25 protein-coding genes are annotated in these 20,523 nt (G+C 41.0%); 18 read left to right on the forward strand and 7 right to left on the reverse strand.

Annotated features, from left to right (window positions below; translation table 11 throughout):
- The first annotated feature begins 53 nt into the window (after window positions 1-53).
- Complete coding sequence (coaA, locus tag ES896_RS08920; RefSeq protein ID WP_008342294.1) at window positions 54-1,013, forward strand: type I pantothenate kinase; 960 nt, start codon at window positions 54-56, stop codon at window positions 1,011-1,013.
- 29 nt (window positions 1,014-1,042) lie between these two features.
- Here the strand turns inward: coaA and ES896_RS08925 are convergent, their stop codons facing one another.
- From ES896_RS08925 to ES896_RS08940, 4 genes are all read right to left on the reverse strand, one after another.
- Window positions 1,043-2,278, reverse strand: coding sequence for an MDR family MFS transporter (locus ES896_RS08925; RefSeq protein ID WP_008343828.1), 1,236 nt, complete (start codon window positions 2,276-2,278; stop codon window positions 1,043-1,045).
- A gap of 232 nt (window positions 2,279-2,510) precedes the next feature.
- Window positions 2,511-2,855, reverse strand: a complete 345-nt coding sequence (locus tag ES896_RS08930) for a YolD-like family protein (RefSeq protein ID WP_017367544.1) — start codon at window positions 2,853-2,855, stop codon at window positions 2,511-2,513.
- A gap of 15 nt (window positions 2,856-2,870) precedes the next feature.
- Window positions 2,871-4,103, reverse strand: a complete 1,233-nt coding sequence (locus ES896_RS08935) for a DNA polymerase IV (RefSeq protein WP_135226722.1) — start codon at window positions 4,101-4,103, stop codon at window positions 2,871-2,873.
- A 141-nt stretch (window positions 4,104-4,244) separates the two neighbouring features.
- Window positions 4,245-4,694, reverse strand: coding sequence for a YfmQ family protein (locus ES896_RS08940; RefSeq protein WP_024718948.1), 450 nt, complete (start codon window positions 4,692-4,694; stop codon window positions 4,245-4,247).
- A gap of 281 nt (window positions 4,695-4,975) precedes the next feature.
- On the opposite strand from ES896_RS08940, the gene ES896_RS08945 reads away from it, so the two are divergent.
- Both ES896_RS08945 and ES896_RS08950 read left to right on the forward strand, forming a co-directional pair.
- A complete protein-coding gene (locus ES896_RS08945; protein ID WP_007501073.1) occupies window positions 4,976-5,455 on the forward strand; it encodes a GNAT family N-acetyltransferase in 480 nt (159 codons plus the stop codon).
- Window positions 5,452-6,426, forward strand: a complete 975-nt coding sequence (locus tag ES896_RS08950) for a GNAT family N-acetyltransferase (RefSeq protein WP_056705199.1) — start codon at window positions 5,452-5,454, stop codon at window positions 6,424-6,426. The genes ES896_RS08945 and ES896_RS08950 overlap by 4 nt, the downstream gene beginning before the upstream one ends.
- Before the next feature lie 17 nt (window positions 6,427-6,443).
- Here ES896_RS08950 and exlX read toward each other — a convergent pair whose 3' ends face one another.
- The gene (gene exlX, locus ES896_RS08955; RefSeq protein WP_175580636.1) at window positions 6,444-7,106 is read right to left on the reverse strand and encodes an expansin ExlX; all 663 of its coding nucleotides are present in this window, start codon (window positions 7,104-7,106) and stop codon (window positions 6,444-6,446) included.
- Window positions 7,107-7,363: 257 nt separating this feature from the next.
- Here exlX and ES896_RS08960 point away from each other — a divergent pair, with 257 nt between their 5' ends.
- The 3 genes from ES896_RS08960 to ES896_RS08970 all read left to right on the forward strand — a co-directional run bounded on the left by ES896_RS08960 (window position 7,364) and on the right by ES896_RS08970 (window position 9,505).
- On the forward strand, window positions 7,364-7,690 hold the full coding sequence (locus ES896_RS08960; protein WP_024718944.1) for an iron-sulfur cluster biosynthesis family protein: 327 nt from the start codon (window positions 7,364-7,366) through the stop codon (window positions 7,688-7,690).
- Between the two features lie 12 nt (window positions 7,691-7,702).
- Window positions 7,703-7,942 (forward strand): YqkC family protein, encoded by a 240-nt coding sequence (locus ES896_RS08965; RefSeq protein WP_008343836.1) that lies wholly within the window; start codon window positions 7,703-7,705, stop codon window positions 7,940-7,942.
- A 300-nt stretch (window positions 7,943-8,242) separates the two neighbouring features.
- A complete protein-coding gene (locus ES896_RS08970) occupies window positions 8,243-9,505 on the forward strand; it encodes a response regulator aspartate phosphatase (protein WP_024718943.1) in 1,263 nt (420 codons plus the stop codon).
- Between the two features lie 24 nt (window positions 9,506-9,529).
- Here ES896_RS08970 and ES896_RS08975 read toward each other — a convergent pair whose 3' ends face one another.
- Window positions 9,530-10,459 (reverse strand): alpha/beta hydrolase, encoded by a 930-nt coding sequence (locus ES896_RS08975; RefSeq protein WP_080987801.1) that lies wholly within the window; start codon window positions 10,457-10,459, stop codon window positions 9,530-9,532.
- A 119-nt stretch (window positions 10,460-10,578) separates the two neighbouring features.
- Here ES896_RS08975 and ES896_RS08980 point away from each other — a divergent pair, with 119 nt between their 5' ends.
- Window positions 10,579-10,803, forward strand: a complete 225-nt coding sequence (locus ES896_RS08980) for a YqkE family protein (protein ID WP_008343840.1) — start codon at window positions 10,579-10,581, stop codon at window positions 10,801-10,803.
- A 178-nt stretch (window positions 10,804-10,981) separates the two neighbouring features.
- Here the strand turns inward: ES896_RS08980 and ES896_RS08985 are convergent, their stop codons facing one another.
- Window positions 10,982-11,908, reverse strand: coding sequence for an aldo/keto reductase (locus tag ES896_RS08985; RefSeq protein ID WP_035702855.1), 927 nt, complete (start codon window positions 11,906-11,908; stop codon window positions 10,982-10,984).
- Between the two features lie 168 nt (window positions 11,909-12,076).
- Here ES896_RS08985 and ES896_RS08990 point away from each other — a divergent pair, with 168 nt between their 5' ends.
- The 11 genes from ES896_RS08990 to ES896_RS09040 all read left to right on the forward strand — a co-directional run bounded on the left by ES896_RS08990 (window position 12,077) and on the right by ES896_RS09040 (window position 20,521).
- Window positions 12,077-12,634 (forward strand): NUDIX hydrolase, encoded by a 558-nt coding sequence (locus ES896_RS08990; RefSeq protein ID WP_024718940.1) that lies wholly within the window; start codon window positions 12,077-12,079, stop codon window positions 12,632-12,634.
- Window positions 12,631-13,812 (forward strand): TIGR00375 family protein, encoded by a 1,182-nt coding sequence (locus ES896_RS08995; protein ID WP_050827375.1) that lies wholly within the window; start codon window positions 12,631-12,633, stop codon window positions 13,810-13,812. Before ES896_RS08990 ends, ES896_RS08995 begins: the two co-directional genes overlap by 4 nt.
- Window positions 13,799-14,251 (forward strand): GNAT family N-acetyltransferase, encoded by a 453-nt coding sequence (locus ES896_RS09000; RefSeq protein WP_046527215.1) that lies wholly within the window; start codon window positions 13,799-13,801, stop codon window positions 14,249-14,251. The genes ES896_RS08995 and ES896_RS09000 overlap by 14 nt, the downstream gene beginning before the upstream one ends.
- 68 nt (window positions 14,252-14,319) lie before the next feature.
- Window positions 14,320-14,541, forward strand: a complete 222-nt coding sequence (locus ES896_RS09005) for a hypothetical protein (protein WP_008344413.1) — start codon at window positions 14,320-14,322, stop codon at window positions 14,539-14,541.
- A 111-nt stretch (window positions 14,542-14,652) separates the two neighbouring features.
- A complete protein-coding gene (locus ES896_RS09010; RefSeq protein WP_008344415.1) occupies window positions 14,653-15,783 on the forward strand; it encodes a S8 family peptidase in 1,131 nt (376 codons plus the stop codon).
- A 115-nt stretch (window positions 15,784-15,898) separates the two neighbouring features.
- Window positions 15,899-16,543, forward strand: a complete 645-nt coding sequence (spoIIM, locus tag ES896_RS09015) for a stage II sporulation protein M (RefSeq protein WP_008344417.1) — start codon at window positions 15,899-15,901, stop codon at window positions 16,541-16,543.
- Window positions 16,544-16,664: 121 nt separating this feature from the next.
- Window positions 16,665-17,117 carry a ferric iron uptake transcriptional regulator gene (gene fur / locus ES896_RS09020; protein WP_003215577.1) on the forward strand — a complete coding sequence of 151 codons (453 nt, stop codon included), beginning with the start codon at window positions 16,665-16,667 and terminating at the stop codon, window positions 17,115-17,117.
- 117 nt (window positions 17,118-17,234) lie between these two features.
- Window positions 17,235-17,462 (forward strand): YqzK family protein, encoded by a 228-nt coding sequence (locus ES896_RS09025; protein WP_008344420.1) that lies wholly within the window; start codon window positions 17,235-17,237, stop codon window positions 17,460-17,462.
- Between the two features lie 6 nt (window positions 17,463-17,468).
- The gene (xerD, locus tag ES896_RS09030) at window positions 17,469-18,359 is read left to right on the forward strand and encodes a site-specific tyrosine recombinase XerD (RefSeq protein ID WP_017357921.1); all 891 of its coding nucleotides are present in this window, start codon (window positions 17,469-17,471) and stop codon (window positions 18,357-18,359) included.
- 153 nt (window positions 18,360-18,512) lie between these two features.
- Window positions 18,513-19,697 carry a phosphopentomutase gene (gene deoB / locus ES896_RS09035; RefSeq protein ID WP_135226723.1) on the forward strand — a complete coding sequence of 395 codons (1,185 nt, stop codon included), beginning with the start codon at window positions 18,513-18,515 and terminating at the stop codon, window positions 19,695-19,697.
- Window positions 19,698-19,708: 11 nt separating this feature from the next.
- Complete coding sequence (locus ES896_RS09040) at window positions 19,709-20,521, forward strand: purine-nucleoside phosphorylase (protein WP_019743098.1); 813 nt, start codon at window positions 19,709-19,711, stop codon at window positions 20,519-20,521.
- Window positions 20,522-20,523 lie beyond the last annotated feature (2 nt).

A 20,523-nucleotide genomic window follows, 5' to 3' on the forward strand; every position in this document is an offset into this window, starting at 1 on the left:
TCGGATTATCGTCTTTTTGGTTATGAGTTTAGTTTAGATTGGTGGGAAAGACTTTGGGTGACGAACGACTAGATTTTAATACATTATATACACGCCATACGAGAGAGGCATGGGCGGCTCTTGGAGAATATATGCCGGTATCTGTTTCAGAAGAAGAAGTGAGAGCACTTCAAGGATTAAACGACTACTTATCGCTAGAAGAAGTTCGAGATATTTACATACCGCTTATTCGTTTTCTGACATTACACGTTTTTGCAGAAAAACAAAAAAATCAGCATGTAAATGCTTTTTTAAACTACCCGCATCATGCGAAAATCCCCTTTTTAATCGGGATTGCAGGAAGTGTGGCCGTCGGAAAAAGCACGACAGCACGTATCATTGAAACACTTTTATCAAGGCTTGGAGATGGACTGAAGGTGAGTCTCGTGACAACGGACGGCTTTTTGTATCCACAAAAAGAATTAAAAGATCGAGGGCTGATGGAAAAGAAAGGCTTCCCGGAAAGCTATGATGTTAAAGCGCTACTTTCGTTTTTAAATGAATTGAAATCAGGGAAACAAACTGTGCATGCACCTGTATATTCACATCTGACCTATGACCGTCTTGAAGGGGTGTATGAGACAGTAGAAGATGCAGATATTGTGATCATTGAAGGGATCAATGTGTTGCAATCACCGGCACTGGATGATCTGAAGGATGAGCCGCGCGTGTTTGTATCAGATTACTTCGATTTTTCGATTTATGTAGATGCCGCTGAGACGCAAATTCAATGCTGGTATAAAGAACGGTTCCGTTTGCTGCGGGAAACAGCCTTCCAAGACCCTGAATCTTTCTTTCATCAATACAAAGATTTGACGGATGAAGAAGCAGATCAGATGGCAAGCACGATTTGGAATACAGTGAACCGGCCAAATTTATATGAAAATATTTTGCCGACAAAATATAGAGCCGATTTGATTTTAAAAAAAGGCGATCAGCATAAGGTGGAAGAGATCGCCATCCGCAGGGTATAAAGAAAACCGCTCAAATTGAGAGCGGTTTTTTAATGACCTCCACTTACTTTCACAGCCACGGCAGCCGCCGTTCGTTTTTTTAGGCGGTAGTATCCGATGAGTAAAAACGGAACGCCTGCAGCGGTGACAATCGCCAAGACTGAAAAAATAGAAAGGGGATGGGCTGCGCCAAATAAGTCAATACACAATCCTCCGACAAACGGTCCGACGACGCTGCCGAGCTGAGAAAACCCCATTGCGCCGAAGTATGATCCTTTCACTTCAGGTTTTGCAATATTGTCTACAAACAGATCCATCATCGCAAAGAGCAGCACTTCACCAATCGTAAACACGACAATGATGAAAGCAAGCGTACCGAGACTTTGTGAAAAAGCAATGGCAAACAAACTGCCTGCTAGAAGCACGTTCCCAGTCGTTAACGACAAAATCGTTGAATAGCGCTTAGCGATCATAATCAGCGGGTACTGAACGACAATGACAACCACTGCGTTTAAGGATAAAAGATACCCAAACAGTTTAGGGCCATCCTCAATCATAGGGGATGCCGATAAATATTGAGGCAGTGTTGAGCTTAGGTGTGAATAGCCAAATGAACATAAAGTAACGCCAATGAGGATGATGCTAAAGACCGTATCTTTCTGAATAATGGAAAGAGCTTTTTTGACGCCGATTTGTTTGGTGCTTTCTGGAGCAGCCACTGGATGCTTTTGAAATTGCCATGCCAGCGTTAACCCATACAACAAGTAAATGAGGGCAGCGACGAGAAATGGAAAAGTCGTTTTTGATGACCCGAGATATAAGCCAAGCAGCGGGCCGAAAATGACACCAATGTTAATGGCCGTATACCGTAAGTTAAAGACAAACAACCGAATGCTCGATGGGGTGACATCGGATAAGAGTGCTTTAGACGTTGGTTCAAACAGCGCCCGGCACAGTCCATTTAAAGCATTCATAAAAAAGAAGACCCAAATGGCATCTGCAAATGCGAAGCCAACAAAGACAAGTGTCCAGCCAAAGATGGATAAAAGCATGACCTTTTTTCTGCCGATTCGGTCGGAAACATAGCCGCCGTAAAAACTCGCAACAATCCCAATAAGAGAGCTGACGGCAATGATCAATCCAGCTGAAGAGGCTGAGGCGCCTTTGACTTGTGTCAAATAAACGGCTAAAAAGGGAATGCTCATGGATGTCGCCATTCGGCCAAATATCGTGCCGATGATGATCGTCCAACTAAGTGGATGTAAAGTGCGTAAGTTATTTTTCATGCTGTGTCTCCCCTGAGTTTGTAAGATGTTCCAATCATACATGAAAAATTGTGCAAATTAAATACACAATTTGATGGAGGAGTCATCCGTCAAATGACAGAGAAGCTTGAACCGTTCCGTTCATTCGAAGAGCATATGCCTCGTTTTCAAGGTTTTAAGCCTTGATGGGTCATGATTTTTTCAGAAAAACGAAGCGGGTTTTCTCAATGATCATGTTTTCGTTTTGTGAAAATCAATTGAGATCGATGGCAATAATTTGATGTAAGGAAAGGTTTAGAACATCTTCGTCATTCACGATTTTCATTTGGCGTGTTTCATAATGAATGGCTTTCACCCAGCCCCAAAACTGTGCTTTCATGCCGGATGAGACATATGTCACGCAAATCGCTTGATCCTCGGTAATCGACTGTGTGATCAAAACATTCATTTCCTCTAGCTGATCGGAGCTGAGCGGTAGAGGTGTATATTCTTTTTTCTTTCGTTTTTGAGCAAGAAGCTGCTCCCGGTGCTCTGGTAGCATCATTCGGCTTGATTCCCACATGATGTTGTATCCAGGTGTTAATTTATTGGGATTCATGCTTGTTCGCCTCCGTTATTTGTAATGCCCGCCAATTTTTTCGGCGCGGTGATATGCCTGCCCTGCGCTTGTCAGTGACGAAGCATGCAATAATGCCGCAGGTCCATATTTCAGATGGATTTTATCAAATACTTTGCTGAGTTGATCTTTCTTCAAATGATGATCAAATAAAGTCAGCTGATAGTGGCTGTCAGGCTGCAGCTGTGAGAGGGTAATGCCTACACTGCGAATGGGCTGGCCATCCCAGTGCTGCTGGCATAGCTGAATCGCCGCCTCTGCAATATCTGAGCCATACTGTGTCGGTGAATGAAGCTTCATTTGTCGATGAAAGCCTGTTGGATGTGAAAAATCAGTCCCTCTTACACCAACAGACACCGTTTGACCGAGATAATGCTTAAAACGTGCCCGCCTAGCGACTTCCTCACTCAATTCAAGAAGAGCGACTTTGATCTCTTCAAAAGATGCGTAATCACGGGGAAGGGTCATATGATGCCCAACGGCTTTTTGCTGATCATGTGTGTGAATAGTGACTGGGGAGGGATCGTGTCCTAAAGCTGTTCGCTGCAGAAGCTCCCCATTGATTCCCCAGCGTTTTTTTAATCGGTCTAACGGATAAGTAGCAAGTGTGCCAATGGTACTGATGCCCATTCGTTTCAAATGATGCTCCATTCGTTTGCCGACGCCAAATAATTTTCCAATGGGAAGCGGCCATAAATCAGCAGCAACCCGGTCGGCACTCAGTTCATAGATGCCGGATCTGTTTTTTTTGGCAAAATGGTCACAGGCCATTTTAGCGAGCACTTTATTAGGGCCTATGCCCACACGTGCGTAAATGCCAGTCTGGTTCATAATCGTTGTTTGTATATGTTGAGCGATCTCATGTGGAGAGCCGAATAGTGTAAGACTGCCTGTAATATCAAGAAACTGTTCATCAATGGAATATGGCTCGACAAGGTCTGTGTATTGTTCAAGCAGTTCTGTAATCATGACAGAGATATCGAGATAGCGCTGCATACGTGGACGTACGACCACTGCTTCAGGACATTTCTCCTGTGCTTCCCATAACCTTGATGCATTTTGTACGCCACGTTTCTTCGCGAGAGGGCAGGCTGCCAGGACGACTCCGCTTCTTCGTTCTGGATCTCCAGAGACAATGAGCGGCACATTCTCCAAATGAGGCGCCTCCACCTTCTCAACTGATGCATAAAATGACTGCATATCCACAAGCAGAATGGCTCGTTCATTCATTGTACTTCACCTCTTAGAACGTATGTTCTGTATCTATTGTAAACAACATGAGGTGAAATTCATACTGGTAAATCATTCAAAAGCTGTCCATACAAAAAAGACGAAGTGATGAACACTTCGTCTCGTCTGCTGCAACGATTGTTAGGCATGTGCCATGTTGTGGAATGTTTGGAGCGGTTCAGAACGCAGACGATAAGCCATCAGCTTTTTCTTTGGCTTATGTGTAAACTGCCGAACCACATCCACATGGTCATCATAATGGAATAGATAAAGGGTGACATCATGTTTCCCATGCTTTGTTTGCATAGTAAGCGGCGCTGGCCCTTCATTCGGATGAAGAAAGCGCTCTTCATCACCAGGGTAAATATAATAGCGTTCAATAAAGATCGCATCATTAAAATGTTGAATGATTTCAGATGCTCGCTGCTCATCAAGCGAACGACCTTGAAAAGTAATATTTGTTTGCTCACTTGTTACTTTAGCATGTACGGCGTAGCGGCTAAAAAGGCGCTCAACAACACCAGAAGGCAAAGAGGTGACAAGCAGCTTTAAAAGACTAAACACAACAAGCGAAATAACAACCCAAACCAATCTCATCATCTCCAATAAACATTTGTACCATTTCCTATATGAACCATCTTAACATAACAAATGAATGAAACTTTCGCACAAAAAGTGAACTTTTTGAAATAAGTGTGAAGATTTAAAAGGAGATGACGGCTGAAAGACGAAGAACCAACAAGTGAACATGAAAAAGACGGGCATACTGTCTTTACAACCATTTGATCAGACAGTAGACTATTGAAACAATCGCATTTTTGAGAAAAAACGAATCAAAGGAAAGCCAAAATGGAAAAAGGGGCGAGGCCATCATGATACGTCAAGTGAAACCGTCAGATTTTTACGCAGTCACATCCGTCATTCAAAGCTGGTGGGGAGGCAGAGATTTGCGTGCAAAATTGCCAAAGCTCTTTTTTGAACATTTCCAGCAAACAAGTTTTGTTGTCGTTGAAAAGGGAGAGCTGATCGGCTTTTTGGTTGGCTTTTTATCGCAATCTCATTCGGATGAAGCCTATATTCACTTTGTTGGCGTCCATCCAGATCACCGTAAATTAAAGATAGGCAAAATCCTCTATCAAGCTTTTTATGAAGCGGCTGAAAAGGAAGGAAGAACAACCATTAAAGCTGTCACAGCTCCTATCAATAAAGTCTCCATTGCTTACCATACAAAACTCGGGTTTCAGATAGAAAAGGGAGATAAAACAGTAGATGGCATCTCAGTCTTTTCAGATTACGATGGCATTCATGAAGACCGTGTGTTATTTGTGAAGAAGCTGGAGGCAATGAAATGATTGTTCATTTAGATCACACAATAAGTGATGTAGCAAAGCAGATCTTACATATTCAACTAGCTGCATACCAACAAGAAGCTGAACAAATTGGCTATGCTGATCTTCCGCCATTAAAAGAGACCATTCAAGATGTCATGAAAGCAAAAGAGCAATTTATTGGTTTTGAGCAAGATGATCTCTTATTAGGTGTAGTCTCCTATGAAGAGCTGAAAGATTGTTTGATCATTAGTCGATTGGCTGTGCATCCAAAAGCGCTAAAGCAGGGTATTGGAACAAGACTTATGTCGACAATTATGGAGAAGAATGTCCCGATAGAACTGACCACAGGGCAAGAAAACACCCCTGCAAAAAGGCTATATGAAAAATTGGGGTTTTTTGAAACAAATGTGATTCATGTGGCAAAAGAGCTCACCCTATCAAAAATGAAATGGACACCGCGACGCAAGGTTGAGGTTGTCGAATTCAAAAAAGAATGGCATGAAGAATTCCGTCAAGAAAAGCAGCGACTCAAGCAAATCATTCAAAAGAGCTGGATAGAAGGATACCATATTGGCAGCACGTCAGTTACAGGACTTGTTGCCAAACCAATTATAGATATATTAATAGAAGTAAGCGATATAGAAGAGATTGATAGGAAAAAAGAGAGATTTGAACACCTTGGATACGAAGTGCTCGGTGAAAATGGTATAAAAGGGAGACGTTTTTTTCAAAAGGGTGGCTTGAATCGTACGCATCATGTCCATGTGTATGAAAGAAATCATCCTGATGTGAAAAGACATTTATTGTTTCGAGATTACTTAAGAGTCCACCCAGAACGAGCTGTAGCGTATGCGTCTGTCAAGGAACAATTAGCAAATCAGTATCCGGAAGATATACAAAGCTATATGGCAGGAAAGAATGAAATCATAAAAGAAATAGAAAATGAGGCATATCGCTGGGATAGAGAAGGAAGAGAGGAAGCTCTTAAATAAGCTGCCTCTTCATCTCGTTAATTAGGAAACTGAACATTGCCTTTTACAATATAGGCCTGTGAAGCAGCAGTAGACGGAAGAGCGGGTAATTGATCCTTTACTATGACCCCGCGGATATCTGTGATTCGAACAGGAAGAGATGTAGACCCCATATGAAAGCCAAGGAAATGGTTGTAGTCTGTCTTTTCCATGTTCACCCATTTTCCATCTTTGTAATATTCCATTTTCATAACCGGATATTTATGATTGCGCACTTGAATCGCAGCCCACCACTCACTGCTACCTTCTTTTATTCTGTAAGCTACATTTCCGCTAATCGGTGCTTTTATAATTTTCCAACTAATCGGGATTTTCCCATCTTCCATATTGCCAATTTTGGTAAAGGCATTAGGAGAAAGATCAAGAGCTCCTTTTGCTCCTTCTGGATATTTATCGGTTACATACACAACGGTTTTTCCTTTTGGCCCCGTTACTTCAAGGTAAGCCCCTGCAAGTGCCGCATTTACCCCTTTATAGTTATAGTCATGGGGATTTAAAGCTGTAATTTTCATGTCAGAGGGAATAGGATCTAATAAAGCGGCGCCCCCTGAGTAACCAGATCCCGTATAAGTCGCATAGCTTTCTCGTACTTCATCAAGGATAGATGCCGCTTTCATGTTTGGCATAGTGAAACTCAACATCAATATCAGCGCCCCGATAAAGCAGAGAGATAATCTTTTTTTCACGATCTAAAACCTCCTGTTTCTTCTTTTAAAATGGATAGCGTCATCAGTATAATTCTAAAAAACAGGATGCAGAAAGAGCCAATAGATAGATATAATCCTAGTGAGAAGAGCGTGTATTTCAAAGAGTATGACTTTCGGATTTAGTCGTGTGTCATGTTTTATGGTGTTTTATGTGTTACAATGTAAGCATCAATTTAAAAAGGATGTTCGCCATGTATATTCACATCACAGAACTGGCTAAAACATATATAGAAAAACAGCAAACAGGAAACGAGACGAAGGAGTTACTGCTTCGCTACGATTCAGAAGGTTGTGGCTGTGCAGTGAGTGGCGTACCAATGCTTTGGTTAACAAGTGAAAGAACAGGTGAATGGGAACCACTTAAAAATAGCCAACATTTAAAACTATATATACACACAGCACAAAAGGTGTTTTTTGACGAGGAAATGACGATTGATTTTAATGAAAAAGCCAATACACTTATGTTGAAAAGTCCTCAACAAATACTCAGCCCGAGAATGGGTATACTTGTAAAGTAAGGTGGAAACGTAGTGGATCAAAAGCTGAAAGTGATACAAAATACGGCACAAAATAAAACGTGGGTGTCGTTTTTAAATAATAATCATCCATATAGCCTTTTGCACTGGTCAATCGGTGGAATGGATTCAGTAAAAAAGGACGTCTGGCTTCTCCAAGATGAAGTCACATTTGAAACGGAAGAATTTCCAACGCTTGAATTAGCAGTCAGTTGGATAAAAGAGAATATGGAACACGTAACAGATGTGTTATAAGCCCTTTGCTGAAGAGGGCTTTTTTTGTGCCATCATCATCTCATCAAACAGAAGAACTGTCTAATTTGAAAAATGAGATTTTTCAACGATAAAAAGTCATTTTTAACAAACATTTCGACAAAATGAGAAAAGTAGAAAGAGAAAAATAGAGACTGTTAATGCCGAAAAATCGGCAATGGAAGCGGTTATTGCGGGATACCGAAAACTTTACGAAAAACGACATTTCATATTTCTTCCATTCGAGGAAATATGATAGAATACAACATGTATCGTACATGAGGAGGGAGGTGCTAAGGTGAATTGAAGCTCAAGCTGTCATCGCCTCAGGTTGGAATCAAAATAAACGAATGGTATAGGCAGATTTGCGGATTTCATGTCATGAAAGCAGAGAAGCTAAAGGCCGAGATCGAGCAGGAAATCCTTGAGATGGAGCAAGATCAGAACTTGCTGCTTTTTTACCAGCTAATGGATTTTCGACATAAGGTCATGCTTGAATATTTTGAACCGGCAAAAAAAGCCTCAAATGATGAGGAGATTAAGAAGCTTCTAGAAACAATTGAACATTCGCAGACCAAATTAACAGATATGCTTGAATACTATGTTCATTTTTTTACAGGAATGTTTGAATTTGAACAGAGAAACTATTTGAGTGCCATTGCTTATTACCGTTCCGCAGAAAAAAAGCTCAATCTCATATCAGATGATATAGAAAGAGCAGAATTTTATTTTAAATTAGCAGAAATATACTACCACATGAAACAAACCCACTTTTCGATGCACTATGCTTTGCAAGCGTTAGATACGTACTCTGCCTACAGAACGTACACGCTGAGAATCATCCACTGTGAATTTGTCATCGGTGCAAACTATGATGATTTGAAATGCTATGAACATGCATTGCCCTACTTTAAAAATGCTCTAAAGCGAGCACGCTCAATTGGAAACCCTCGAGTCATAGGTTCGGCCCTTTTCAACTTAGGTAACTGCTATTACCAAATGAACGATCTTGCTACAGCAAGTCGCTATCTCAAAGACTCTCTTGAAGTGTTTGAAAAGGAGAATTTAACCCATCTAAATCGCTCTCTAGACCCACTATTTATGCTGACCCAAATCCTGTTTAAACAAAAACAAATAGAAGAGTCGTTAACCCTCTATCAACAAGGTATTATGAAAGCCTGTGAATTAGAAGATGAAATTTACATCTGCAAGTTTCAGTTTTTAAAAGCATTATACGTTGATGCAGAAATAAAAATCATAGACGATACATTAGATTTGTTGGAGGACAAGCGCTTATACCCAGATATTGAGGAACTGGCACTTGATGCGGCTCATTATTATAATGAGCTTGGATTATTTGAAGTTTCTACCCGGTATTACGAAAGGAAAATTCAAGCCATATCAAAAATTCAAAATGGAGGTCATTTATATGAAAATGAGTTTGATAGTTCTTTTATTGGCAGCAACTGCAGGGTTATCGGTCATGAGTCAGCAGCAATCGGAAGAGAGCCATATGGAGCTGGCGGGCAGACACCATACAACAGTGGTGACTATCGTATAAGTTAGCAAAAAGAGGAGACGAACGGCTGTTCATTCTCCTCTTTCATTTTGATTGAATTGAAATGCTTCCAGAAATGCTTCGATCTCTTGTTCATAGACTTCCTTATTGTCACTATAAGACATCGCATGCGCACCATGTGGCGCAATAAATAGCCGTTTATCACCCTTTTTGCGTGCGTATAACTGCTCGCTTTGCTCACAAGGGATATAGTCATCATGGAGGCTATGAATAAAAAGGATAGGTTCTTTCACCTGGTCGATTACATCAAGTGGAGAAACTTGTCGAATGCTGTATCCGTCCCGCCATTTCAACACTTGATCACTTAGTGGAAGAATCCACTGTCCTGAAAGACGAAAATCTGTTTTTAATCGATACAGAAGCTGATCCTCAAAAGAAGCAAAAGGACAATCAGCGATGTAAAAATTGGCGTTTGCATCCGGTTTTGCAGCATATAATAAAGTTGTGACTGCGCCCATCGATTCTCCGTGTATCCCAATGATTGCTTTTTCCCCAAGCTTTTTTCTCAGCCACTTGACGACTTGAGCCAAATCTTCTTTTTCATAATATCCATAGCTCGTTGTTTTTCCGCCGCTCATCCCATGTCTTCTATGATCATAAAGCAGCACATTCCATCCAAGCTTTTGGAATAATTTCATATACTTCACGGAATTGATCAAACTGACGGTAACCCCGTGACAAAGAACGATGGTGCGTGTTGTATGAGGGAGCGGTACAAAATAGCCATGAAGATCGTAACCAAATGCTGAAGGAATACAAACTTTCTCTTTTTGCAGCTGTTGAAACTCCTCGTGATGATAGTGCCCTTCATCTGATTCTCGTTTGATGAGCTCTTCATCCGTTAATTTTCGTATATACATCATTTTATTGGTAAAAAAAATGCCGATTGCAGCGAGTGGAAATAATATCAAGGCGAGTATAGCGAGCCATTTCTTCTTCAAGCTGATTCTTCCTTTCCGAAGGGTTTCTATGAAGATCATACCACATGTTGGGAGTTTGGCGTGACTCTTGCTGAGCAAATAAAACGGATGATACACTAAAGCAAAAGGAGAGAGGCAAAGTGAAAAAGACCAATCAAGATCAAGCAAAGCTAAAGGACGGCATAAAGGATGATGTGAAACAGCAGCTCCTTCAAATGAAGCAGAACCTGGCCGCTGAGACAGAAAAAAGAGAAGAACAAAAACGACAAGACCTCCTTCGGCAACAGAAAGAAAAAGAAAAAAATAAAAGCTTCTCAGAGCTGCTAGATGAAAGTCATTTAGACTGGAGAAAGTATAAAAGTTAAAAAAGGGAGCTACGATGCTCCCTTTTTTATGTTATATTATTGAGATGAATACATACTACATGAGCCTGAGAGAAAACACGTCTAACTCCCTCGTATCACTTCATTTCAGAATCGCACCATCAATAGGGTTGTACATTAAAACAAAACATAAGTGGCAAGCTGTTCTTCCATTTGTCTTCTATTGATTCAAACGATGCGTCTCATACACAGACTGTTTTGTGAAATATGACAAAGCTTTTACTTCTTGGTCGCTTAATGAACGTGCATTTGCCGCTGCCACATTTTCTTTTAACTGTTTCACCGAGCTTGCGCCAAAAACAACAGAGCTGACTGCAGAATGCTTGAGCAAGTATTGAATGGACAGCTCTGTCAGTGATAGGTCATAAGCGACTTTCTTTAACGAAGGGATGATTTGCTGGAGCTCTTCAAATGAATAGTCAAGATACCCGTTCTTTTGAATCGCCGCACTTGCTTGCGAAAGGGGTTTTTCTGTTAATAATCCTTTTGCTAAAGGACCTCTTGCCACGACACTAATGCTTTGTTCTTCAAGAAGAGAAAACCATTCTTCTGGGCGGCGGTCGAGTAAACTATATTGCATCATCACACTCACGATGTTTGATTTTTTGGCGTATTCTTTAATGACATTTGGACGGATCGACGATATGCCGTAATAGCGAATGACACCTTCTTCAACCAATTCTTCAAATGCCTCGATTGTTTCGTCAATTGGATCGTCAATTGTGCCGCCATGCAATTGATATAAATCAATATAATCTGTTTGAAGTCGTTTCAGGCTTTGTTTCACTGCCTCTTTTATATATGCTTTTGAAGGATCCCATTCCCAGCCAGGTTTGCCATTTTCAAAGCGGTTGCCACCTTTTGTGGCCAAAATCAGATCTTGGCGTCTGTTCTTAATGGCTTCCCCGACGATTTCCTCATTTGTTCCAAAATCATATAAATCAGCTGTATCCAAATAGTTAATCCCAAGATCAATGGCTTCATCTAATAAAGAGAGCGCTTTTTCTTTTTCAGTCCCAAGGGACATACATCCTAGTGCCGCCTCACTAACCAAGAGATCAGAGGTGCCAATTCGTCTTTTTTTCAATTCAATCACACTCCTATCCTTTCACATTAAGTGAAACAATTCTGGAATTCAAGCTAGGTGATTTCAAAAGGCGCATTGAAGCAGGCATCCGCATTTTGGCTTCTCCTAAAACATCTATGTTAAAATGAATGAAGTAAAAAGTGAAAGTAGAACGAGGAGCTGACAAAATTGAAGGACTTTGAAGAAAAAACATTATCGTCAAAAACATTATATAACGGAAAAATCATTGACTTGGTTCTTGAAGATGTAGAATTGCCGAACGGAAAACCAGGCAAACGCGAAATCATTAAACATCCAGGTGCAGTAGCAGTCATTGCACGTACAGACGAAAATAAAATCATTTTGGTCAAGCAATACCGTAAAGCACTGGAGAGAGCCATCGTTGAGATTCCGGCTGGAAAATTAGAAAAAGGAGAAGAGCCGGCACATACAGCACTGAGAGAATTAGAAGAAGAAACAGGTTATACAACTCAGGCGCTCCAAAAGCTGACCGCCTTTTATACATCACCAGGGTTTGCGGATGAAATTGTTCATATCTACCTTGCCGATCAGCTCGTCCCACTTGAAGAGAAACGAGAGCTGGATGAGGATGAATTTGTCGAAGTGATGGAAGTTTCACTAGAAGAAGCACTGCACCTCATCGAAAAACAACATATTTATGATGCGAAAACAGCCTATGCCATTCAATACTTACAATTGCAAGAGGTACTTAAGTCTACAAAATGAGGGAATTCTTTGCAGATATCCATATTCATATTGGTCGAACAAGAACAGGCAGGGCTGTCAAAATTACAGGTGCAAGGTCACTGACCATTGACCAGATTCTCATTGAAGCGTCTCAAAGTAAAGGGATGGGGATGATTGGTGTGATTGATGCGCAATCTCCTGAAGTCCTAGAAGAATTGATAGAAGGTGTAGAGGAAGGCATATACACTGAACTAAGCGATGGCGGTTTATCATTTGGAAAGACCGTTTTGCTTTTAGGCAGTGAGCTAGAAATCAATGATGACCAATCAAAAGGTCCGATTCATGTGCTTGCCTTTATGCCCACGCTTCGTAAAATGTCTGAGTTTTCCGCATGGCTTTCTCTTCATATGAAAAATGTGCATTTGAGTTCACAGCGTTTATATGTGGATGGAAGAACGCTTCAGCATAAGGTGAAGGAACTAGGGGGATTATTTATTCCTGCCCATATTTTTACGCCGCATAAAAGTTTATACGGCAAAGGGGTTAATACTTCTTTAACCGAAGTATTCGATCCAGAACTCATTGATGCTGTTGAGCTTGGCCTTAGCTGTGATACGTCTATGGCCTCCCAGCTAAGTGAGCTAAACCGTTATCCTTTTTTAACAAATTCAGATGCCCATTCTTTAGGGAAAATTGCGCGGGAATATACTAAGATCCGAATGGATCATGCCTCCTTTGCTGAATTTGAGCTAGCGCTTCAAGGTAAAGATGGCAGAAATATCACTGGAAATTATGGGCTCGCTCCGCGGCTCGGAAAGTATTATCATACGACCTGTGAGAAATGCGGGGTAAGACCTGACAGTCAGGATCAAGAAAAGTGCCAAGCATGCGGCCATACCCGAATGACAAAAGGGGTGAGTGAGCGGTTAAAGGAGCTTGCTGACCAAGAAAGTGACAAAGGAATAAGGCCTCCTTATGTTCACCAGCTTCCCCTTCATTTTATTCCGGGTGTTGGAGCCAAAACGTTAGAAAAGTTAAAAGCTGTCTTTCATACAGAGATGAATATTCTTCATCAAGCAACAGAACAAGAATTAAAAGCGGTCCTGCCTGAGAAAACAGCCGATTACATCATCAAAGCAAGAAGAGGTGAAGTTGGACTGATCGCTGGCGGAGGCGGAGTCTACGGTAAGGTGGATATCAATCATGAATCAACTTAAATGGACATGTCACACATTTGAACAACTGTCTAAAGAGGACCTTTACCTGATTTTAATGGAAAGAGTGAATGTGTTTGTTGTAGAACAAACATGTCCTTATCCTGAAATTGATCATCGTGATCAAGAGGCGCTGCATGTCATCGCCAAAGAGAACGGCACGATTGTCGCTTATTGCCGCATTTTCCAAAGCGGGATCATGTACAAAGAGGCGTCCATTGGTCGTGTCCTTGTGACGAAGGCCGGCCGGAAAAAAGGTTACGGGAAGATCCTGCTCGATCAGGCGATAAAAAAGCTCAGTGTATTAGGCGAAACAAAGATTAAAATCCAAGCACAGGCTTATTTGAAATCGTTCTACGAATCGTTTGGCTTCGAAGCTGTCTCAGATTGTTATGATGAGGATGGAATTCCGCATCTTGATATGGTGAGAAAAGAAAGATAGGCGTGTATACGTCTATCTTTTTTAGATGCGTTCATGTATCATAACGACAACGAAAGGGGTTTTGCGAAATGGGAAAAAGCAAAGCAAAGAAAAAGAGAGAACACCTTCAAAGGCAGCACAGCCGAAATCCAGAACAATCGAGAGGAAATATGCCGCATTTTAGTACACACGAAAGAAAGACAAAAACAAAACAAGAAGCCTTGCAGCATATGATGAAAAAACATAAAGGTAGGAATGCTTATGATCGCTATGAACAGGATCATAAGCATTTTTATTTTGCTTTTTTGTGACAAGTAGATCAAACAATTGGAAAAATTTTAAAAAATAGGACAAACGGTCGTTTCTTTTTGTCTAAAAATGTAGTTAAATGACAAAAAGAAATGAAAGGGAGAGTGGGTATCGTGAAGGTCAAATCATTTGGAGCAGGGCTTTGTATGGCAAGTATGCTACTGGCATCGATGACATTCGGCGCATCAGATGTATCTGCAAAGGATCAAGCAAAAAAAGAGTATATGATCGGTTTTTCTTCTTCCGTTCAAGACAAAACACAAAAACAGCTTGTTGAAAAAGCCGGCGGTCATGTGAAAGAATCAATAGAGAAAATAGATATGATGAAAGTTTCGTTGAACGAAGCATCAAAAGAAAAACTACATCAAGCAAAAGAAGTTACTTTTATTGAGGAAGACCAAAAAGCAAAAACAAGCGGTCAAAGCGTTCCTTATGGCATCAAAAGCATCAAAGCACAAAAGGTACATAAACGAGGATATGCCGGACAGAATGTCAAAGTAGCTGTTCTTGACAGTGGAATCGACGGCAAGCATGAAGATTTACATGTAACTGGTGGTGTCAGCTTTGTTCCAACAGAGTCCGATCCGCTCGTTGACCCGCATGAACACGGAACTCACGTTGCAGGCACGATCGCAGCATTAGATAATAAAGTAGGCGTCGTTGGTGTGGCACCAAAAGCTTCGATCTATGCGGTGAAAGTGGCAGATGAAAATGGTGACGGCTACTATAGCTGGATCATTAAAGGCATTGAATGGGCGATTGAGAATGAGATGGATGTTATCAATATTAGTATGGGGGGAGCAAGTGAATCGGAGGCGCTGAAAGAAGCGGTAGATCGAGCTTATGACAACGGGATTCTCATTGTCGCATCTGCAGGAAATGCTGGGAGCTACGGGTCACTTAATACGATAGATTACCCGGCCAAATACAGCTCTGTCATGGCAGTCGCATCTGTGGATCAACGAAAGCAAAGAGCCTTTGATTCCTCTGTTGGGGAAGAAGTGGAAGTATCAGCACCAGGTGTTTCAACATTAAGTACCATTCCTCATAACGAATATGGATATAAGAGTGGAACGTCTATGGCATCACCTCATGTAGCTGGTGCTGCGGCAGTCATTCTATCAAAACATCCGAATCTGACAAATGATGAATTGCGTGAAAGGCTGACAAAAACGGCAACAAAACTTGGCGAACCTTTTTATTATGGCGCTGGGCTTGTGAACGTACAAAAAGCTGCACGATAAAGGAAACGAGAGAGCGGTGTACAGCTGCTTTCTCGTTTTTCTTTTTATAAAACTGTCATGTTTCGTCTGCTCTCTCATAGAATCTAGTAACCTTTACTATTTGGGAGGAAGGCGCATGCGGAAAAAGTCTTGGAAAGAACATCTTCTTCAGCACGTGAAAGATCATGTATCGATTTATTTGTTTGTTTCTGTACTATTTTTAATGGGCGTCATTTTTGGAGCCATTATCGTCAATAGTATGACAATGAGTCAGAAAGAGGATTTATTCTACTATTTAAATCAATTTTTTGGTCAACTGACGAATGAGAAAGCAGCAGAATCAAAAGAAATGTTTTTGCAAAGCTTTTTACATCATATGAAATATTTGGGCCTCATGTGGATACTCGGAATTTCCATCATTGGCCTGCCGCTTATTTTTCTTATGATTTTTTTAAAAGGGATTGTAGTTGGGTTTACTGTCGGTTTTTTGGTCAATCAAATGGGGCTTAGCGGTTTTTTTCTATCTTTTGTCTCGGTGCTTCCTCAAAATATCTTGCTCATTCCAGCGTATTTAGTGATCGGAACTTGTGCGATTGCGTTCTCCATTCGTTTAATTGGTCAGCTTTTTATGAAAAAAACCATCAGTCAAGCGCCAATCCATTGGTTTGGCCGGTATGCTTCTGTTCTACTGATGATTTTAACCCTCGCTGCTCTTTCGTCCTTTTTTGAATCATACTTATCATTCATGCTGATGAAAAAGCTGGCAGGTGTTCTGTTTTGATGATTTTATAATCGTTATTAAATAATAATCAATTTATTTATCAATTTAAAATGATTATAGTTGGCTCTCTGCACATCATTTGATATAATGATCAAGTAATGTGGCGTAGGAGGGAAAGTCAATGGAAAATCGGATTGATCGAATTAAGAAACAGCTTCATTCTTCCAGCTATAAGCTCACGCCACAGCGTGAAGCAACAGTAAGAGTACTGCTTGAGAATGAAGAAGACCATTTAAGTGCAGAAGATGTATACCTCCTCGTAAAAGAGAAGTCTCCTGAAATTGGTCTTGCTACTGTTTATCGGACGTTAGAATTGCTTACTGAACTGAAAGTTGTTGATAAAATTAACTTTGGAGACGGCGTTTCGCGATATGATCTTCGCAAAGAAGGAGCCGCTCACTTCCATCACCATCTTGTCTGCATGGAATGCGGTACAGTCGATGAGATAGAAGATGATTTATTAGAAGATGTTGAAGAGATTATTGAACGCGACTGGAAATTTAAAATTAAGGATCATAGATTGACATTCCATGGTATTTGCCACCGGTGTCATGATGATGAATCCGGCAAATAATCCGAATTGGAACCTTTTCATTCAAAATGAAAAGGTTTTTTGCATGTTCGCTGTATATTCCTTGTCCCACCTGGCATATGCTGAAGTAATGAGAACACGAGAAAGGACATGAAGAACATGCGAAAATGGCTCAAAACAACAGGTGAAGTAATGAAAGTATTTATCTTGTTCACTGGTTTTACCGTCCTGTTCTATTATGCTATGATATGGATAAATTCAGAATATGAAAGCTATCATCGTTATGATAAACCAGAAGGTGCAGCGATAAAAGTGATGGAAATGGATCAGCCGAAACAAGACAGCTGGCAGGATCGATTGATTTATTTTTATCAAAACGGGGAGTAGAAACCATTGAAGGATCAATTATCCGACTTTATTCATTTTATGACAGTAGAGAGAGGACTCTCTGAAAATACCATTGTCTCTTATAAAAGAGATTTACAGAGCTATTTGTCTTTTTTAATGACGCATGAACAATTGACAGATGTAAAAGACGTCACACGCCTTCATATTATTCATTATTTAAAACAGTTAAAAGACGAGGGGAAATCGAGTAAAACGTCCGTCCGTCATCTATCATCGATACGCTCCTTTCATCAATTTTTGCTCCGTGAAAAAGTGACAACAGATGACCCGTCATGGAACATTGAATCACAAAAAACAGAGCGGAAATTACCGAAAGTTCTATCATTAGATGAGGTAGAAAAGCTGCTCGATACACCTAAGCAGCAAACACCATTTGACTACCGTGACAAAGCCATGCTCGAACTTTTATATGCAACAGGTATTCGCGTAAGTGAAATGCTTGATCTGACTCTTGCGGATGTGCATCTGACCATGGGGTTTATACGCTGTTTTGGAAAAGGAAGAAAAGAGCGGATCGTGCCTATTGGTGAAGCTGCTACAAGTGCGATTGAAGTGTATATAGAAAAAGGCAGAAACAAGCTGCTCAAAAAACAGCCGGCCGATGCCTTATTTCTGAATCATCACGGAAAAAAAATGTCGCGGCAGGGCTTTTGGAAGAACTTAAAGAAACGAGCCATAGAAGCAGGTATTCAAAAAGAATTGACGCCTCATACGCTCAGACATTCATTTGCGACACATTTGCTTGAAAACGGTGCGGATCTTAGAGCCGTACAGGAAATGCTCGGACATGCCGATATTTCTACTACACAAATTTACACACATGTCACAAAAACAAGATTAAAAGACGTGTATCACAAATTCCATCCAAGGGCATAAGTAAAGCATGGCACGGTGAACGTGTATCATGCTTTTTTATGTTTGGACCGTTTATGGTTGTCAATTGACTTGAAAACGGTTTATACTTGAGATGTCTGACCTCTCCAGTTGTGAAAGGTGAAAGGACAAGAATATTGAAGGAGGCGCTTTTTTATGCCTGATTATCAGTATAAACGTATTTTCCTCATTGTGATGGATTCAGTAGGAATCGGGGAAGCACCTGATGCTGCTGATTTTAATGATGTAGGTGCAGATACACTTGGACATATTGCTGAAAAAATGAACGGGCTTCATATGCCGAATATGGCGAAGCTTGGGCTAAGTCATATTAAAGAAATTAAAGGAATTCCAGCGGACGAAAAACCGCTTGCGTATTATGGGAAAATGCAAGAAGCATCCAATGGGAAAGACACAATGACAGGACATTGGGAAATCATGGGTCTTTACATCGACACACCATTTAAAGTCTTTCCAGACGGCTTTCCAGATGAACTGTTAAATGAATTAAAAGAAAAAACAGGGCGCAGCATCATTGGAAATAAACCAGCGTCTGGTACAGAAATTCTGGATGAGCTTGGCGAAGAGCACATGAAAACAGGCGATTTAATCGTTTATACTTCAGCAGATTCTGTGCTGCAAATTGCTGCACACGAAGAAGTTGTGCCATTAGACGAACTTTACCGCATTTGCGAAATCGCACGTGAACTGACTTTAGATGAAAAATATATGGTAGGGCGCATCATCGCTCGTCCATTTGTCGGGGAGCCGGGGGCATTTGTTAGAACACCAAATCGTCATGACTATGCATTAAAACCATTCGACCGTACCGTCATGAATGAATTGAAAGATGATGGACTTGATGTCATTGCGATCGGAAAAATCTCTGATATTTATGATGGTGAAGGAATCACCTCTTCACTCAGAACGAAATCCAACATGGATGGAATGGACAAGCTAGTGGAGACGCTGAAGACAGACTTTACTGGGCTGAGCTTCTTAAATCTTGTCGACTTTGATGCGCTTTTCGGACATAGAAGAGATCCAGAAGGCTACGGTAAGGCACTAGAGGAATTTGACGCACGTCTACCTGAAGTGTTTGATCTATTAAAAGAGGATGATCTGCTTGTGATCACAGCAGATCACGGAAATGACCCGGTTCATCACGGAACAGATCATACAAGAGAATACGTTCCGCTTATTGCTTACAGCAAAAAGCATCAAGAAGCGAATGAGCTGCCAACAGCGAAAACATTTGCTGATCTTGGGGCAACGGTCGCAGACAATTTCAAGACAACGATGCCAAAATACGGCACAAGCTTTTTATCTAAACTCAAATAGGGGGAAATCACGTGGGAGCACAGTTTTCAGAAGCGGCGGCATATATTAAACAAGCATCGACATATGTACCAACAGTTGGATTGATTTTAGGTTCAGGTCTTGGCATTTTAGCCGATGAGATTGAAAATCCAATCAAATTGAAATATGAAGATATTCCTGGATTCCCTGTTTCAACAGTAGAAGGGCATGCAGGCCAGCTCGTCATTGGAACGCTGAAAGGCACGGTCGTTTGTGCCATGCAAGGACGTTTCCATTACTATGAAGGGTATGATATGAAGCAGGTGACATTTCCTGTCCGTGTGATGAAAGAAATCGGTATTGAGACATGTATTGTGACAAATGCAGCGGGTGGTGTGAATACATCCTTCCATCCTGGCGATCTCATGCTGATTACAGATCATATCAATATGATGGGGACCAATCCGTTAATTGGACCAAACGACAGTCAAGGGGTTCGTTTCCCTGATATGTCTGCACCGTATGATAAAGATTTGCTGGCACTTGCAGAGAAAACGGCTAAACATTTAGGCATATCTGTGCAGCAAGGCGTTTATGCAGGAATGACAGGTCCTTCATATGAAACACCGGCAGAGGTTCGTTTCCTCAGAACGCTTGGCGCTGATGCAGTCGGTATGTCGACTGTGCCAGAAGTGATTGTGGCACGTCATGCAGGCATAAAAGTACTTGGTATTTCATGCATCTCTAATGCGGCTTCAGGTATTTTAGATCAGCCGCTTTCTCATGATGAAGTGATCGAAGTGACGGAAAAAGTGAAAGCAAGTTTCCTTGATTTAGTGAAAGAAGTTGTCAAACAACTCTCATAGAT

This window comes from Bacillus sp. 005/A4HT-01/001 (genome assembly GCF_004634445.1).
Taxonomy (GTDB): Bacteria; Bacillota; Bacilli; order Bacillales; family Bacillaceae; genus Bacillus; species Bacillus altitudinis.